The 16684-nt window shown below is 44.1% G+C and carries 18 protein-coding genes and 1 pseudogene; 5 read left to right on the top strand and 14 right to left on the bottom strand.

Annotated features, from left to right (window positions below):
* The first annotated feature begins 33 nt into the window (after positions 1-33).
* Entirely contained in the window at positions 34-1248 is a 1215-nt protein-coding gene (locus QUA33_RS08855; RefSeq protein WP_333148155.1) for a class I SAM-dependent methyltransferase, read from the top strand.
* A 26-nt stretch (positions 1249-1274) separates the two neighbouring features.
* Here QUA33_RS08855 and QUA33_RS08850 read toward each other — a convergent pair whose 3' ends face one another.
* The 7 genes from QUA33_RS08850 to QUA33_RS08820 all read right to left on the bottom strand — a co-directional run bounded on the left by QUA33_RS08850 (position 1275) and on the right by QUA33_RS08820 (position 6878).
* Positions 1275-1922 carry a hypothetical protein gene (locus QUA33_RS08850; protein WP_333148154.1) on the bottom strand — a complete coding sequence of 216 codons (648 nt, stop codon included), beginning with the start codon at positions 1920-1922 and terminating at the stop codon, positions 1275-1277.
* A gap of 140 nt (positions 1923-2062) precedes the next feature.
* The gene (locus tag QUA33_RS08845; protein ID WP_333148152.1) at positions 2063-2581 is read right to left on the bottom strand and encodes a deaminase domain-containing protein; all 519 of its coding nucleotides are present in this window, start codon (positions 2579-2581) and stop codon (positions 2063-2065) included.
* Between the two features lie 108 nt (positions 2582-2689).
* Complete coding sequence (locus QUA33_RS08840) at positions 2690-3823, bottom strand: DNA cytosine methyltransferase (RefSeq protein ID WP_333148150.1); 1134 nt, start codon at positions 3821-3823, stop codon at positions 2690-2692.
* 96 nt (positions 3824-3919) lie between these two features.
* Positions 3920-4669, bottom strand: a complete 750-nt coding sequence (locus QUA33_RS08835; protein ID WP_333148148.1) for a Uma2 family endonuclease — start codon at positions 4667-4669, stop codon at positions 3920-3922.
* A gap of 198 nt (positions 4670-4867) precedes the next feature.
* Complete coding sequence (gene hisS, locus QUA33_RS08830) at positions 4868-6142, bottom strand: histidine--tRNA ligase (protein WP_333148146.1); 1275 nt, start codon at positions 6140-6142, stop codon at positions 4868-4870.
* A 144-nt stretch (positions 6143-6286) separates the two neighbouring features.
* Positions 6287-6568, bottom strand: a complete 282-nt coding sequence (locus tag QUA33_RS08825) for a hypothetical protein (protein WP_333097439.1) — start codon at positions 6566-6568, stop codon at positions 6287-6289.
* A gap of 34 nt (positions 6569-6602) precedes the next feature.
* Entirely contained in the window at positions 6603-6878 is a 276-nt protein-coding gene (locus QUA33_RS08820; protein ID WP_006633901.1) for a photosynthetic electron transport-dependent transcriptional regulator PedR, read from the bottom strand.
* A gap of 446 nt (positions 6879-7324) precedes the next feature.
* Here QUA33_RS08820 and QUA33_RS08815 point away from each other — a divergent pair, with 446 nt between their 5' ends.
* Positions 7325-8302, top strand: coding sequence for a carbohydrate kinase (locus tag QUA33_RS08815; protein ID WP_333097373.1), 978 nt, complete (start codon positions 7325-7327; stop codon positions 8300-8302).
* Between the two features lie 234 nt (positions 8303-8536).
* On the opposite strand, the gene QUA33_RS08810 is transcribed toward QUA33_RS08815, so the two are convergent.
* From QUA33_RS08810 to QUA33_RS08790, 5 genes are all read right to left on the bottom strand, one after another.
* A complete protein-coding gene (locus tag QUA33_RS08810) occupies positions 8537-9025 on the bottom strand; it encodes a gluconokinase (RefSeq protein WP_333148144.1) in 489 nt (162 codons plus the stop codon).
* Between the two features lie 129 nt (positions 9026-9154).
* Positions 9155-9853 (bottom strand): aquaporin Z, encoded by a 699-nt coding sequence (gene aqpZ / locus QUA33_RS08805; RefSeq protein WP_333148142.1) that lies wholly within the window; start codon positions 9851-9853, stop codon positions 9155-9157.
* A 335-nt stretch (positions 9854-10188) separates the two neighbouring features.
* Positions 10189-10953, bottom strand: a complete 765-nt coding sequence (locus QUA33_RS08800; protein WP_333148140.1) for an HIRAN domain-containing protein — start codon at positions 10951-10953, stop codon at positions 10189-10191.
* 125 nt (positions 10954-11078) lie between these two features.
* Complete coding sequence (locus QUA33_RS08795; protein WP_333148138.1) at positions 11079-11654, bottom strand: REP-associated tyrosine transposase; 576 nt, start codon at positions 11652-11654, stop codon at positions 11079-11081.
* A gap of 211 nt (positions 11655-11865) precedes the next feature.
* A complete protein-coding gene (locus QUA33_RS08790) occupies positions 11866-13188 on the bottom strand; it encodes a 3-isopropylmalate dehydratase large subunit (protein ID WP_190661862.1) in 1323 nt (440 codons plus the stop codon).
* A 336-nt stretch (positions 13189-13524) separates the two neighbouring features.
* On the opposite strand from QUA33_RS08790, the gene QUA33_RS08785 reads away from it, so the two are divergent.
* Entirely contained in the window at positions 13525-14355 is an 831-nt protein-coding gene (locus tag QUA33_RS08785) for a PEP-CTERM sorting domain-containing protein (protein WP_333148136.1), read from the top strand.
* Here the strand turns inward: QUA33_RS08785 and QUA33_RS28210 are convergent.
* Positions 14348-14638: pseudogene (locus tag QUA33_RS28210) on the bottom strand (ISAzo13-like element transposase-related protein); the annotation flags it as partial. The gene QUA33_RS08785 and the pseudogene QUA33_RS28210 overlap by 8 nt on opposite strands.
* Before the next feature lie 10 nt (positions 14639-14648).
* Positions 14649-14840 (bottom strand): ISAzo13-like element transposase-related protein, encoded by a 192-nt coding sequence (locus QUA33_RS28205; protein ID WP_445243228.1) that lies wholly within the window; start codon positions 14838-14840, stop codon positions 14649-14651.
* A gap of 735 nt (positions 14841-15575) precedes the next feature.
* On the opposite strand from QUA33_RS28205, the gene QUA33_RS08780 reads away from it, so the two are divergent.
* On the top strand, positions 15576-15797 hold the full coding sequence (locus QUA33_RS08780) for a hypothetical protein (RefSeq protein WP_333148134.1): 222 nt from the start codon (positions 15576-15578) through the stop codon (positions 15795-15797).
* Positions 15724-16653, top strand: coding sequence for an HlyD family efflux transporter periplasmic adaptor subunit (locus QUA33_RS08775; protein WP_333148132.1), 930 nt, complete (start codon positions 15724-15726; stop codon positions 16651-16653). The genes QUA33_RS08780 and QUA33_RS08775 overlap by 74 nt, the downstream gene beginning before the upstream one ends.
* The last annotated feature ends 31 nt before the right edge of the window (positions 16654-16684 follow it).

Here is a 16684-nt window from a genome sequence, read left to right as displayed (position 1 = left end):
AATGAAATAACATCAACTTTGATTCGATAAATTATGAAAGTTCAGCAATCAGATATCAATGACAGCAACTCGGATCTCTGCGCTTTAATCCGCGAAATAATTGCCGCCAGTCCGCAGCAGCGAATTACTTTTGCTGAGTATATGAATTTGGCATTATATCATCCGCAGCACGGTTATTACAATAGCGATCGCCCGTCGATCGGCAAACAAGGCGATTTTATCACGTCGTCTCATTGGGGTGCTGATTTTGCGGAGGTTTTGGCAAAGCAGTTTGTGGAAATGTGGGAATTGCTCGATCGCCCTTTCAATTTCGCGATCGTAGAAATGGGCGCTGGGCGGGGAACTTTCGCCGAAAATGTGCTGCAATATCTGCAACGGCAACATCCCGACTTATTTAAAACTTTAACATACATAATTGTTGAAATTTCGCCAATACTTCAAGCGGAACAACGCCAAAGGTTAGGTGATATCAAGTGCGTTAAGTGGTGCAATTGGGATGAGATAATTAATAATTCAATTGTCGGTTGTTTCTTTTCTAACGAGTTAGTGGATGCTTTGCCAGTGCATCAATTCATTATGGAATCAGGGCAAGTTAGGGAGATTTACGTTGCCGCAGAAACCCCCAAAGATGAACAAAAAGAGATAAAATTTATTGAAGTAACTGGCGAAGTTTCCACGCCTAAAATTGCCGAATTTTTGGATTTGGTAAGCATCGATTTGTCGGCGAGTGTTTACGGGGATGGTTATCGCAGTGAGGTGAATTTGGCGGCTTTGGACTGGATGAGTACAGTTGCTCAAAAGTTGCTGCGGGGATATTTGTTAACTATTGATTACGGTTATCCGGCGCACCGCTATTACAATCCGAGGCGCAGGGAGGGGACGCTACAGTGTTATTATCTGCACCGATATCACAATAATCCTTATATTAATGTGGGGCGGCAGGATTTAACGGCTCACGTTGATTTTACGGCGTTGGAAAGGCAGGGTGAATTGTGCGGTTTGGATGTGGTAGGGTTTACTCAGCAGGCTTTGTTTTTGATGGCGTTGGGTTTGGGCGATCGTATTGCTTCTCTGTCTACAAATGATGCGGAAGTATTGGATTTGGCAAGGTTTTTGCGGCGCCGGGAGGCTTTGCATCAGTTGATCGATCCGATGGGTTTGGGGGGTTTTGGGGTTTTGGTGCAGTCGAAGGGGTTGAAGGAGGAGGAAAAGGGGAGAATTCTGAAGGGTTTGATGGTGCCTGATTAGTTATTCGATCGATTTGCTTATATCGATTACGCAAGCTTACTCAACGGCGGAAATTCCCATTTTCCCGAATATAAAGTAGATGGCAGCTTTAAACAATAAGCAGCAGGAATTACTTCGATCAGCCACCAATTAAACATATCTCGTCGGGCTTCAGTAAAACCAGAAATGGCATCTCCGGTAATGGCATCATACAAAATATCCAAGATGGCATTATAGGCTGTTTTGCTGTTGAGTGTTTGCAGCAAGCCGTAGAAGATATTATAAGCTTCGTTACTAGCTTGATATTTTCCGATTTTGTTGATATTAGGAAACAACGTATCAGCCCAAGTTTCTGGGATTTCACAACTATCCTTCAGCCAACAAGATACAATTGCTTCAACGATATCAGCTTTGTGTTCTTCAGGAAAGTAATGTTTAATCGTCGGTTTAGCTGCTAATGCTATTCCATAAGCCATATAGACGTATCGCTGATGGGATAGTGGATCATTAGGCATTCCAAAGGCTGTCATTACTTCTACAAAAGCTTCTTCTACATTGCACTTTCCACCTGTTTCGTATAAATCGTCATATTTTCTGTCCCAAACCGTCTGAAGTGTTTGCTGTAATTGCTCGGGAATAGTTGAGTTGCTGGGCAATTGAAAATCGGTGTAGTGACCTAGATCAAACTTTATCATTGGCTTTCCCTCCTTATGTATTTCCCTTGATAGTCAACCAAGATCAAGCTAATTTTAAGATTCATATCACCTCCATTCTACCTTACCCAGAGAAGCCAGTAAAGCCTTCCTTGACTCTACTGGCTTTTTATCTTCTATTTCTACGGATATGGTTCCTTGTAGAAGATAATCACTTCAATGTTCGGGAACAACCTAGCAAAGTCTTCATCGCAGGTAGTGTTGCAGCCAGAACACATCTCCATCTCCGTGTAAAGGTAAAGCCTTCCTGTCACCTCAGAAGGTACACTATCTCCTTCCAACTCTTCTGCAAGTGCATTGAAGAGCTTGTACTCGGCGTGTTCTTTGTTGTAATTATTATGGAGTGCTGCTCTGTCAATCCTTTCCTGAAAAAACAACTTTGGCCCATTGTCTCTGCCTGGAATATTGAGAGGCTTTTTCTTGCTGGTAGCTTCTTTGCTATAAACTCGGCCAGTTTCTAGTTCGAGTTTGGCAGCCGCAGCATTACCAGAACTGGGTTTTCTAATATGGAGCGAGCGAACATCTTGAGCCTTAGTCCGCAGTTCCTGTACGATGTCCGCATCGCACTCAGGTATGCCTTCGGGATACTCGTAATGAGGTGTGTTTCTAGAGGGGTTTCCTGTAGTGAAGTTTTTGTTCACGTGAGTAATGATTCATTTTGCAGACACCGATAAATAAAAATATATAACCTGGCTTAGACATAAGATTTAAGCTTCGTCTGACTCAGGTATTTTGATTATACCACACTTTTAAATTAACGGCAAACTCTGCTCGTACCCCTCGGATTCAGCCCATTTTAATCGTTGTTGAATTGACATACCCTGCAACTTTTTACTCATTTCATATAAATCCACTTGGGGATAATTCCTCTTAAATAACGGAATCAAAGCCTCAACAACAGCCGCGATTCCCTGCGGTGGCACTGCATTGCCAATCTGCCGCCGCACTTCAGTCGTAGAACCTTCAAAAACAAAATCATCGGGAAATGTTTGCAATCTTGCCCTTTCACGATTTGTCAAAGAACGCGGTTCTAAATAATGATAACCCCAAGTCCCGCCACCTCCACCCGCAATAATTGTTGATGATGGTTTATCTGGATGAATTCTGCGATAAACGTGACTGATCATACCTTTTACATAGTATGGACTATCCTTGGGAATATCAGAGAAATTGCCTCCCGGTTTAATTCGATTTAAAATTTCAATGGTTCGGGCTTGAATTTTATGATGTTGGTTATTGTCAAGAACTGCTTCCACATTTTTGAGTGCTTCGCCCGCTGTTCGATAGGGATTTTTGCGATTTGGCCCGTATTCTGGCTGAGGATGCACAAAGTTAAATCCTGTATCCATCCGAATGCCAACTAATAACACTCTTTGCCGAAATTGCGGAACTCCGTAATCTGCAAAGTTGTAAAGTTTAGGTTTAACTAAGTAACCTGGTGCTATGCTTTCAAAGTCAGAAATTATTTGTTTTATTGCTTGATAATTGTTGGCACTTAATAAGCCTTTGACGTTTTCTGCTACAAAAGCTTTGGGCTTTTTTTTATTGACAAAATCGAGAAAGTATGTATATAAATTGCCTCTGGTCCCTTCAAGTCCGGGACGTTTCCAAATTAGGGAGAAATCTTGACAGGGGAATCCTCCTATACATATTTCGGCTTCGGGTACTTGTGCAATGTCTATATTTTCTATGCTGTCGTTGATGATGACATCGGCGATGTTTCTGCTGAATGTTTTGCAGGCGTATTTATTGGAGTCGATCGCCCAAACTACCTCAAATCCGGCTTGGTGGAATGGCAAATCCATGCCGCCGCAACCAGAAAATAAGGATATGAGTCGCGGTTTTTTTGTCCAGGCGATCGGCTGGAGACGTTCGATTAACATAGGAGTGTAAAGTTAGCCAAGGGCGGACTGGATGCCCGCACCACAAGAGTGTCATCATACCAAAACCCGATCGAACTCGGCTCATCAATTGATATTTCACTCTTCATCATCTAACTCGATCCCCGCTTGACGCAGTTTTTCGGCCAATTTTTCAGCGCGGAGTCTTTCGCGATCGGCTCGTTCTTCCGACCACAGCAACAACTCGCCTTCTGCATTCCACCACCTCAACCAACAGCCTGTTCTCCCTTCGTGGGTTCCTTCCCAAAGTCCTAAAAACAAGTTTAATCCGGGTATCCAATAACGTCCATTTTCATCTGGTTTTTGCAACTTGTAGTGCTCTGATTCTAAAGCGTAAACTTCTAAATGAGCTGTTTTTGCTCGGAATATGACGTATCTCGGTACTTTGATTACTTGCTCGTAAAAATACCACTTTCCCACCCGCGATGTAAACTCTACAGAGTATTCTTCTCCATAGGTTTCTGAAAGAAATTCCATCACGATTTGGGGGATAGTTCCTTCTGTGTGTGGCGTGTAACTACGGCGGACTTGAGAGACATTTTTGGGATTGACGGGTTTCACGTACATCCAATCTGGCGCTTTGCAGATAATGCGCTGTTCGTCGCTGCTTGAACCTGGGAAACTAATTCCGGCACACAAGGCAAAGTTGGAAACAATTAAGGCATCCTGCATTAATTCAGGAAATGCTGTTAGCGGCTGGCGCAAAGCGGCGGCTAATAATGGTTGGCTTTCGTCTTCCACGGGATCGTCTGGTAGTTGGAAATCTTCTGGTAGTAGCGGCCAGGTGATTGTGAGTTTTATTTCTGGGTTTTTAGTTGCTACAGACATAGTTGATCAGAGGTTAAATCTTTTAATGCTTAAATTATATCTCTTGGTTTTTGGGATTAATGTTAATGGCTTAATGACGAGGCAGAGCCTCTGGATATGCGTTACCGGGCAGAGCCAGGTAACGAGAGGATTGGAATTCAAAGTCCCCCTTCTTAAGGGGGATTTAGGGGGATCTAGACTAGGCTAAAACCGAGAGTTTTAAGGGTTGTTAATTTTCTGCTGTAGTTCGGTGGTCATTGCTAGCAGTTCCGATTGCCCGATCGCACTTTGTTCACCACTCGCCAACCACTTCAATTGTACCGTCTCGTTTTCAGCTTCCGCATCTCCCAAAACTAAACACGCAACAGCACCGCTGCGATCGGCCCTTTTAAACTGTTTCCCGAAAGCACTACCGCTCAAATCTATCTCGACGCTAAACCCCGCACTTCGCAATTTTTGAGCTAACAATACCGATTGCTGTTCGGCTTTTTCGCCCCTGGATACCAAATAAAAATCCTGCTTGGGTACGGGCAAAGGTTGCAACTTTTGCAGCAGGATAATCAACCTTTCGATACCCATTGCCCAACCGACTGCCGCCGTATCTGGGCCGCCCAATTCCTTGACTAAACCGTCGTAGCGGCCGCCTCCGCAAACTGTTGCTTGCGCTCCCAAATCGTCGGAGATAATTTCAAATGCGGTGTAGGTATAGTAATCTAAACCGCGCACTAATCTCGGATTTAACTGATAGGTAATTCCTAAGTTTGTCAGCATAAGCTGCACTTGCTCGAAGTGATCTCGCGATTCCTCTCCCAAATATTCTAAAATGCTCGGCGCACCAGCTACAATTTCTTGAGTGCGCTGATTTTTGCTGTCCAAAATCCGCAGCGGATTGCGAGTCAAGCGGTCTTGAGAATCGGTGTCTAATTCATCTTTGTGCGGTGTAAAATAATCTATTAATGCTTGCCGATAATTTTGTCGGTCTTCCTTATTTCCGACGGAATTAATATCGAGGCGCAAATTTTTTAAACCGAGAGTTTGCAGGATGTCGCAGGCGATCGCAATTACCTCGACATCCGCACGAGGATTCGCACTCCCCAAGACTTCCACGCCAATTTGATTGAACTGCCGCTGTCTTCCTTCTTGCGCGCGTTCGTAGCGAAACATCGGCCCCGCATACCACAGACGCTGCACGTCTCCCGCCGCGTACAAACTGTTTTGAATAAAAGCTCGGACTACTCCGGCGGTGCCTTCTGGACGCAAAGTAGTCGATCGATCGCCCTTATCCTTAAAAGTGTACATTTCTTTGCCCACAACATCGGTAGCTTCGCCGATGCCGCGTTCAAATAAAGATGTCTGTTCAAAAATTGGCGTCCGAATTTCTCGATAAGCCGCTTTTTTTAAAATGGTTCTAGCGACTTCTTCTATATTTTGCCAATATTGAATTTCAGCGGGCAAAATATCCCGCGTTCCCGGTAAAGTTTTAATTGCACTCATTTTGTTAGTCAGTTGTCAGTTGGCAGTTGTCATTAGTAATTAGTCATTAGTTATTAGTTATTAGTTATTAGTCAACAGTCAACAGTCAACAGTCAACAGTCAACGGTTAACAGTTAACAGTCAACAGCTAACAATTCCCAATAACTAATGACTTAATAATTCCCAGGCTCCGTAACGATCGCCATAATAAGCCAAAATGCGATCGACCCGCTCGCGACCGGCCAAATCGAACCCTTCAGGATACTGTATCCACAAACCCCCAACTTGGCTGTCGTAGTAATCAAACCGCTGCGACTGCTGCGGAATTAAACCGGTTTCCACCCCATCAACTTGACGCAAATGGATCGCCACTTCGCGATACACCGTCAGCGGCAATCTAGGGCATTGAATTTGATAGCGGAGTTGTTTTTCTTGTGCCGTTTGCATCATTTCTTTGCCTGTCCCCAACCAAAATCCCTACTTAAGATACTTCTTTATCGATCGGCCGCGGTAAAGGGCAGCAGTTAATATTGTCCAAACATACCTTTCCCCACTGCAACGCCCAGCGTACAAGCGTAACTCGATTGTCAGCGCGCGTCTTGTTCAAGATATTGCTAATGTGGTTGTCAACTGTACGCTTGCTAATCTCTAACTTTTCGGCAATTTTCTCATTAGTCAATCCCGCCGCTACTAACTCTACCACTTGCAATTCTCTGTCCGACAGGGTGACAGGGGTCCCAGAGACAATCCCACTCATAAATTTTTCCTATGTCTGCATATTTACCTATCTACAATTCTAAAGGATGAGGGATCGAGTATGAAGAGAAAATTAAATTAGTTGTGCTACTCTTTCGGGCCCGAAGCACCAACTCGCTGGCAGAATCGCCGGGAGTGCAAACCCCGCCCCGACACAGCAAGACGCGCAGCCACTTGCACTGCTTGTGCATCGGGTGGTGGATGCTGCTTTTACCTGCGCCTATCTGACATCCGTACACAACCTGCAAATGTTTGCGTGCCCAACAACTAACTGATACGCCGGCACTATACTTCAGTCTTAAGGGAGTAACTGCCAGTATCAGTAGGTCTGATATTATAGGAGCAGCCATTAAAAAATAGCTGGCAATTTTTCTGGGATGGGTTAAAAATCATTATTGACCTGTCTACTGCTGGTCTCAAATCTCAAATCTCAAATCTCAAATTCCTATGACTTATCCTCGCGTTCTGTGTCTGGGTGAACTTTTATTTGATTGTTTAGCAGACAAACCAGGAGTATCTCTCGAAGAGGTAGAATCTTGGACGGCATATCCCGGCGGTGCTCCAGCTAATGTTGCCTGTGCTTTGGTTAAATTGGGGACGGCGGCGGGATTTATCGGTACTGTAGGTGGGGATGAATTGGGGAATTCCCTAGTGCAGGTATTGCAAGAAGTAGGGGTTGATATCACTGGAGTGCAGCGGCATCCGAGTGCGCCGACGCGGCAAGTTTATGTCTTGCGGAATCAAGCGGGCGATCGAAATTTTGCCGGTTTTGGCGAATTCAATACAGCGGATTTTGCCGACACCCGTCTCATCGCTGCAAAACTACCCGAGGTGCTGTTTGAAAATGCCGAATTTTTAGTGTTAGGCACTTTAGAATTAGCTTATCCTGAAAGTCGAGAGGCGATCGCCAGAGCGATCGAACTAGCAGAACAGTACGACGTTAAAATTATACTTGACATCAATTGGCGTCCAGTGTTTTGGCCAAATCCAGACGAAGCAAAAGCGCAGATTAGAAAAATCTTAAAAAAAGTTGATTTTGTCAAGTTATCTGAGGAAGAAGCTGAATGGTTGTTTGCAACTACCGACGCAGGAGCTATTACCTACCGCCTCGATTCTGTAGAAGGCGTTTTGGTGACTGCGGGCGAGAAAGGTTGCGCCTATTGTATCTCGGAAAATGAAGGAAAAATCCCCGCCTTTACAGTAGATGTTGAGGATACAACAGGTGCCGGCGACGCATTTCTGGCTGGTTTTGTACGCCAATTGTGCAAGCATGGAATCAAGAACTTAGCCGACCCAAAAATAGCCCAGAAAATTGTAACTTATGCCAGCGCGGTAGGTGCAATGACAGCGATGAAACCCGGGGCAATTAGATCTCAACCAACCGCCGCTGAAGTAGAAGCTTTCTTGTATTTGTACAAAAATTAGCATCCCGAACTTATCAGCCGGGAAACGGAGAGGGCGCTAAATGTGCTTCAGAAACCCGGTTAATCCGAAAAAAATAACTCTTATACTAAACTAAATCCGCCTTAAAAAACCTCGATCGGACTAGGCGATTGAAATCGGTACTATACAAACTCTCGTCCTAGCTGAGAGAAACTGATAAATAAATCGGTATTTAAGTTAAGCTAGATTTGGTATTAGAGGTTTTATTGTGGGGCATTAACCGCACACGAGATGATTTCTAATTTGGCGCAAGATTACCTCTAGCGGTTGCGAAGCATCTATGATAATTGCATCTTCTGGTTCTTCGAGAGTGTCTAACTGACTTAACAACAAGTCTGCTTTCATGTAGTGATTTTCGCGACTTGTTAACCGGGCTGCCAATACCTCAAAAGAACATTTCAGATAAACTATTGTCATCCGCTGTTGGTCGCGGCAGAGCATTTCGCGGTAAGATGCTTTTAAAGCAGAACAAGCCAAAACGACATTTTTATTTTCTAACAGCCACCTGTCTATTGTAGCTTGCAATTCTAATAGCCAAGGAAGGCGATCCGCATCTTCTAAAGGAATGCCGCAACTCATTTTCTCGATATTAGCTGATGGGTGAAAATCGTCGGCATCACTGAAATCACAATTGAGAGATTGCGCCAGCAATTTGCCAACTGTAGTTTTGCCTGAACCGGAGACTCCCATCACGATCGTAATCATGGCACCTATTTACCGAAATACTTGCAATCTCATCGAGTTGTGCGATCGACAAACCGGGTTTCTTAAGTTGCCGGGTGAATTCTACCACCCTAAAAAAATCAATAAACCCGGTTCATTTTTGATTCTCGATCAAACTTCTTCCAGAGTGGGTTTAATAAGATTATAAGCAAAAACGCCGATAATTCCACCAATCACTGGGAATACAATAAACGCCCACAACTGTTGGATTGCCCATCCGCCTTGAAAAAGTGCCACACCGATACTTCTAGCTGGGTTAACTGAAGTATTGGTTACGGGAATTCCGATTAAGTGAATCAATACCAGCATCAAGCCGATGGGAATTCCGCCCAAACCGACGGGATAATTGGGATGGGTAGTACCCATGATTGTAAATAACAGAAAAGCAGTCAGTACAATTTCCGTCAAAGCTGCTGCCAAAAGTCCGTAACCAGTGGGAGAATGTTCTCCAAAACCGTTAGAAGCAAATCCCGAAGCCGCCGCATCAAAACCAGGTTTTCCTGATGCTATCATGTACAAAACAAGACCGCCTAAAATTCCCCCTACAATCTGACCTCCTATATAATAAGGAAGCAAAACAGCATCGATCAGTTTGGCAACTACTAAACCGATGCTTACCGCCGGATTAATGTGGCATCCAGAGATAGGGCCGATCGTATAAACCATGATTAAGAGAGACAGACCAAAGGCGATCGAAACTCCCAAAAAGCCGATTTTGTCTCCAGCTAAAACCGCACTGCCACATCCACCTAATACCAACACAAAAGTACCAAAAGCTTCAGCAACCCCAATCTTTATTTTTTTGTTCATACTCACAATTATCGGAAGTTTATGTTCGGTCAATTTCGCACCCCGACCAATTGTAATTATAAAAAATATAACTCTAATTGGTTTTCCGCAGAACAATCATACTAATGGATAGCATTAGCAATGTGCAGCTCTAAGTTTCATAAATTTTATGTGCTTAAACTGAGACTGCGGAATTGGGAGTCGATAAATTAGCTCAAACATACTTGATTATGGAAAAAATGTCAACGTTGAGCTAATTATTTGTATAAATTCTGCAATCTTCTGTATTCAATTTACAATAATTAACTTGACTTCTTCCCTAATTATGCGATCGTAATTTTACTTATTATTGCTGATTATCCGATCGCACTGGCAGCTAAAACATCACTGCTAACCGGCTGGTACATCGGGCCTTTGAAGGGGCGAAAGCCTTGCTGGCAATCGACGGTCATCTTGCACAGCAAGCGGAACTGTAGCGGCGTTGGGGGTTGATTGAGGCGATCGACTTCTACGCGAACCAATTCTCGATGCTGCGAGATAATTTGAAAAATATCCCCGCAAAGATAGCGCGGACAATAGCCTACAATCCCGCGATCTTCAGTACACAGAAGCAAAGCAGAGGAATCGTGCCGATTTTGAAATTCGTGGGCTAAATACAAAAGTTCGCCCACTTGAAGCCCATTAATCCGTTCAATTGCCGGCTTGGGAAGGTGTCGCAGTCCATGTGCAAAAAAATGGATGCAGTAACGTCCATTTTCATCCGGTTCGGGACAGGGGAATACCTCAAATTTATCAGTTACCCGTTTCCCTCCGCTGCGGGCCAATAAAGCAATTGGGTCATCTTCGTGTTTAGGGATATTCAACCACTCTAAAAATTCAGGGTAGTCAGGGCGCGATCGCGGCATCACTCGATTGGAAAACAAGGGAAACAGTTTCTGTGAAGTATAAACCTTATTGAAATCAGGGAAAGATGGCAAAGGTTCAAACCCGCACTTATCTTTAGCTTTTAGAACACCATTTGTATAATTGAACTGGTATTCTTTACCGTTAAATGTTAATCGATCAATCGGAAACCAAGAACCGCTGCCCGGATCTTGCCAAGCCAAAAATAGTGTTTTCAAGGTAAGTTTCCTCCCTATTCAAGTAGGGTGCGCACTGCGCACCTTCCAGGGGAATCGGGTGCGCAGTGCGTACCTTACCGCTATTTATAGCGCGTCAAACCACTTTTTACGTAAGTCCTGTGGATTTATTCTCCTAGTCTATAGGAAATGGCATCAAAATTTGGTATTTTTGGATTTCTGCCATTACAACTACAGCACCAATCAACTGCATAAACATCTTTTTTAACCCATAAGCTAAAGCTAGAGTAAGACCACAAATGCGGACAAGAAATTAAATTGTGCTTAACAGGATTGTAGTGAATATAGTTTAAATGCTGTTCAAAGTCATCTTCGTTGCAAATAGTATGTTCCCAAAATCGCCGATGCCAAACATCACTTTCTCGACGCTTGCGACGCGAAAAGGAGACATTTTGAGGCAAAGTTCCTTGACCGCGCAAAGATTGTGTAAATAAAACTTTTATCCGTCCCAGACGCTTGGGATAGGCAGTATCATTAGGAGGTAATTTCCACAAAAAATGGATGTGGTCGGGCAATACAACTGCCCCAAGAATTTCAAAAGGTTGTTCTGATTTAATCGTCGCTACAGCGTTGCGGAGTCGCGAGACATTTTCTGAGTCGGAAAATAGCGGTGTGCGATTGTAGGTAACAAGCGTTAGAAAGAAAGTTCCACCAGGAAGATAAAATCGGCGATAGTTTGGCATTAATATCGTCTTCCTACTTTTTTATAGGGCATCTTACACTCATCTGTGCGGGTGCGCATTGCGCACCTTACATTCATCTCGTAGGGTGCGCAATGCGCACCTTCCAGGGGCCTCCGGGTGCGCATTGCGCACCTTACATTCATCTCGTAGCGCAATGCGCACCTTCCAGGGGCCTCCGGGTGCGCATTGCGCACCTTACATCAGCTACTTTCTAACACAGGAATTCGCGCGGATCGGTGACATACCCAGTCAGCGCAGACGCCGCCGCCGTGTAAGGCGAAGCTAGATAAACTTGCGCTTCTTTATTCCCCATGCGGCCGGGGAAATTGCGGTTAGTTGTAGACACGCAAATTTCGGGCTCGTTCATCCGCCCAAAAGTATCTTTCGGCCCGCCCAAACAAGCGGCGCAAGAAGGCGCTGCGGGTTCAATGCAGCCTGCTGCTAAGAAGATTTCCGAAAGTGTTTGACCCTCGTATTTTGTGACAAACAAATCTTCGTAAACTTTCTGAGTTGCTGGTACTAAATAAGTCGGAACTTTGACTTGGTTTCCTTTCAGAATGCGGGCGGCATTCAGAAAGTCGGAGGTTTTGCCGCCGGTGCAAGAACCGATGTAAACTCGATCGATCTTGACATCGCGGCAGTTGCGGGCTAAGTCGCGGTTGTCGGGAGAGTGCGGTTTGGCGACAACTGGTTCTAATTTGCTGACATCGTAGGTGCGATCGCTATAAAATTTAGCATCCCCATCGCTGTAAAATGAATCGAAGGGTTTATCAGTCCGCGAAGTAACGTAATCAAACGTAGTTTTGTCGGGCGCAACCGTGCCGTTTTTACCGCCTGCTTCAATCACCATATTGCACAGGGTCATCCGTTCTTCCATCGTCAAACGCTCAACTGTATCGCCGGCAAATTCCATTGTCCGGTAGTTAGCACCGGCAACGCTAATATCACCAATAATCTGCAAAATTAGGTCTTTTGCTAACAAATAATCCGGCAGTTCACCGTTGAACACAAAGCGCATGGTTGCGGGAACTTTGATTAACAGTTTGCCGGTTCCCATGATAAAAGCCGCGTCTGTATTGCCGATACCCGTGGCAAATTGTCCGAAAGCGCCGGCATTGCAGGTGTGGGAATCGGTGCCGAAGAGCACTTCGCCGGGCCGGGTGTGGCCTTCTTGTGCTAGCGCGATGTGGCAAACTCCTTTGTAGTCGGGATTTGCTTTGAAGTCCGATCGATCCGTGATGTCGTAAAAGTATTTTATCCCTTGTTCTTGGGCAAAATCGCGGAGAATATCGACGTTGCGGTTAGCGCGTTCGTCGTTGGTGAAAATGTAGTGGTCGGGAATGAGGACGATTTTGTCTGGGTTCCAGACTTTAGCATTCTCGCCGAATTCGCGTTTGAAAACGCCGATGGTGCCGGGCCCGCAGACATCGTGGGTCATCAACACATCTGTTTCTACCCAGATATTTTCTCCGGGCTCTACTTTAGTGCGGCCTGATGCTTTGGCTAATATTTTTTCGGTCAGAGTCATTCCCATAGTGCGATCGCTCTTTTTTGTTAGATGCTACATAGTGTAATTGTAAGCGAAACATTCCCTGTTACCGAGGATACTGAGACAGGAAAATGTCTCGGATGTACTTCCAACTTTAGGGAACCGTCCAGTTTGATAGCAGTTTTCAATTGCATCGAATACCAATTGTAGGGCGGAAAATCACCACCTTACGAAAGTATGCGTAATGTTATGTCTTGTTAAATAATCAGAGTTCATTATCAGGATATAAACTATATTGGACGCAACCTAATTTAAACATTCAGTTTTGGCAGTACTAAATTTTTGTAAGATTTTGTGGAAAAGTTGAAGGGAGGAATTATTATGATTTGTGACAAATGTCAACACTTCAAAGTGCAGGTATTGGAAAGCGATCGCCTGCCGGAATTTGTACCGATGAAAAAAAAAACGCGATCGCTAAAACTATCTGCTGCGGGAACTGCGATGGGCACTCTTTTAATTCTGTTAGCACCGCCAGTTGAAGCTGCTAATCTGACATTCGTGAGCGATCGCGCGGCCTTGGGAGGGAGCGATCGCGTTGATTGGTCGATTTTAGGGCCAGTCCAGCCGCCCTTTAAAGTATTGCCCAATTCCTTCTCAGTCACCTCGGAACAAGGACTGGGAGTTAATGTCAGCATTCCCCCCACAGCAGCCCCAGGAGTGACGCCTCCTTTACTTTTTCAAACCTTGCCTTCACCAGGCATTCCCACCAACTTTGCCAGCGGCGATTTCATTTTGTTGACTGGTTTAAGACCAGGCCCGCAGCCAGCAGTAGGGAACCCCGGCCCGCTAACGATTACCTTCGATCGCCCCGTGGCGGCCGCCGGGACGCAAATAGCGGTAGATGATACATTTTTATTCACTGCATCGATCTCGGCATTTGACAGTAATAATAATTTGTTAGGCAGTTTCTCAACCCCAGGAACCTCCTCATTAGCACTAGATAATTCAGCGCCGTTTCTCGGAGTTCGCAGCGATGCTGCCAACATTTCGCAGATCGTCTATAGCAGTTCTGAGGGATCTCGCGCTTTGGGGATCAATTCGCTCAGTATTGCCGAAGCAGTGCCTGAACCTAGCAATATTGCTGCTATGATTGTTGCAGGATTGGGATTGTTGGTCGTCAAAATTAAGAGGCGATCGCTGTTGGTTAAATGATTGTTTTACCAGACCCAATTGCCGATCGCGATCGGGTGTTATAACGAAGACAAGCTCTAGTTACATGAGCAAATAAGCGATGCTCAATTGGATTGTACTTGGATGTATAGGGAAGATAATGTGCTATTATGATTTCTATATCTAGCTCATTAACTAATTTTTGTAAGTCCGATTTAAATCTATAATAATTGGAATTATTACTACCACGTCTATCACATTTAATCAAAATTGAATGGTTTGAGGGGATAAATCCGATAATTTTCCCCCACCATTTAATTGCTTGACAAGCAAAATTAACTCATATATTTACTAATACATAGGGTTAAATATCCTCGGTTATTTTGCACCTCATAAATTCTATGATGCACTATTTTGCTATCAGCAAAACTGAAAAAGTCATGGTCAAGTGTGGTAACGGTTTCGGTAGTATACAGAGTTATTGAGCGATATAAATTTCCAATAAATTCCTTGGTTTGGGCATCCATACTAATGATAAAATTCCCCTGTCACTCATACTCTTCATTTATTATGGCAAGATTTTTAAATTGTTCGTTACGATTATTTGTTATTCCTGTTGTTTGTTTGTTTTGAGCTTGACGTTTTACATATCCGTGCTTTTTTAATATTTTTTTGAACAAGCGTTAAACTGACTGTTATGCTAGGAACTTTCAGACCTTCAACTATTTCTTATTGAGTGCGATGAGTTTATTTAATTTTCTCATTCATTGGGCTGCCTGCTGTATAAAATTTTAAGAGTTCTAAAAAACTTTCATTCACACCAGGTATGAGAGACTCGCTAGTTTTTCTTAATCCTCCTTTTCGACGAATTCTGCGTTGATGAAAAGTAGTGTCTGATTCACTTTTTAATTCTTTAATGTCTTTGGCTATTGTATTTCTGCCTGCTGCCCAAATTCGGGATATGTAACTAATTCCACCATCCCCAAGTTTTTGGGTTTAAGAAAGCTGCATATCTTCGTCGCTCTTTTTCGGACAAAGATTGATAAAGTTTCCGCATCTGAGCAGTATTTTTCGAGGAGTAATACATAAATTTACCTGAATAAAATGACTGAATCCAACCCACCCATTATTAGCAAAAAAAACCAGGTGAGCATCGAATTAGGATAACTGGTGACCATCACAATCAAATGTCAAGTACATTGATATTCCCTCATTTGTTTATTATACCTTGCTTGTGTTATTAAATTTTCATTCCTTAACTAATGACTCCTGACTCTTCTTTTGAATTTCTCCGCACCGCAAAACCGGATGAATTCTTGCCGCCCGTCAGCCGCTGGATAACGGCGGGCGGATTATTTTTGTTGGCAACTTTTGGCAGTGCGATCGCACTTGCTGCTGTCGCTAAATATAATGTTACCGTCAGAGCAAACAGCAGCAGCAAATTTAAAGGCTGCCGAGGCAAATTTAAAAGCAGCCGTTTCTAAACGCGATCGCTATCAGTCAATCCAAAAAACAGGCGCTATTTCGCTGGATTTATTGGAGGAGACGAAACTTGCCGCCCAGCAGCAAGAACAAGCCGTGGCAGGGCAAAAAGCCGCCGTAGAAGCGCAAAAAAAAGCAGTTGAAAGCCAAAGAAAAACCGTTGACAGGCAGCAACAAGCTGTTAAAGTGTCGGCTGCTAAATTAAAAGTTGTTGAAGCTGCCTTGAATCCCAGTTCCGCACCCGTGGCGATCGCCCAACAGCGAATTGCTCAAGAAAAAGCCAAGGGTGAAGCAGCTTTGGCAGCGTTGAAAAAAGAACAATTAACTTCGATTCAGAGTCGCGCTGACATCGAAAATCAAATCAATCGCGATCGCCAAGAGTTCAAACAAATTGATACCGAACTTGCAAAAAATGTCGTTCGTTCTCCCGTAGACGGCACCATTCTCAAACTGAATCTGCGAAATCCCGGACAAACTGCACAACTCGGTGCGGCAATTGCTCAAATTGCTCCCGCTAATGCTGCGATTGTCGTCAAAGCTCGCGTCGCCGCTCCCGATATTGGTAAAATTGCGATCGGTCAAACATCTATCCTGCGGATTTCTGCCTATCCCTATCCCGACTACGGCGTACTAGAAGCGAAAGTTAGCGCGATCGCACCCGATGCCATTGCTGGTGAAAATAACAGTGCACCTTACTATGAAGTGACTCTTATGCCCCAAAAAACTTATTTAGTCAAGCGCGATCGGGCGATTAGCTTATCGTCGGCTAACGAACAGTGCTGTCAGTATCATATTCAAGCAGGAATGGAAGTTATAGCCTTTCTCAGAAAGATGAGGTACAATAACAGCAGTGTGTAAACCAGTTAAAAATATTTGATGATGTAACTTG

It is taken from the genome of Microcoleus sp. Pol14D4 (genome assembly GCF_036701245.1).
Lineage (GTDB): Bacteria > Cyanobacteriota > Cyanobacteriia > Cyanobacteriales > Microcoleaceae > Microcoleus.
This window is presented reverse-complemented; position numbering and strand designations above follow the sequence as displayed.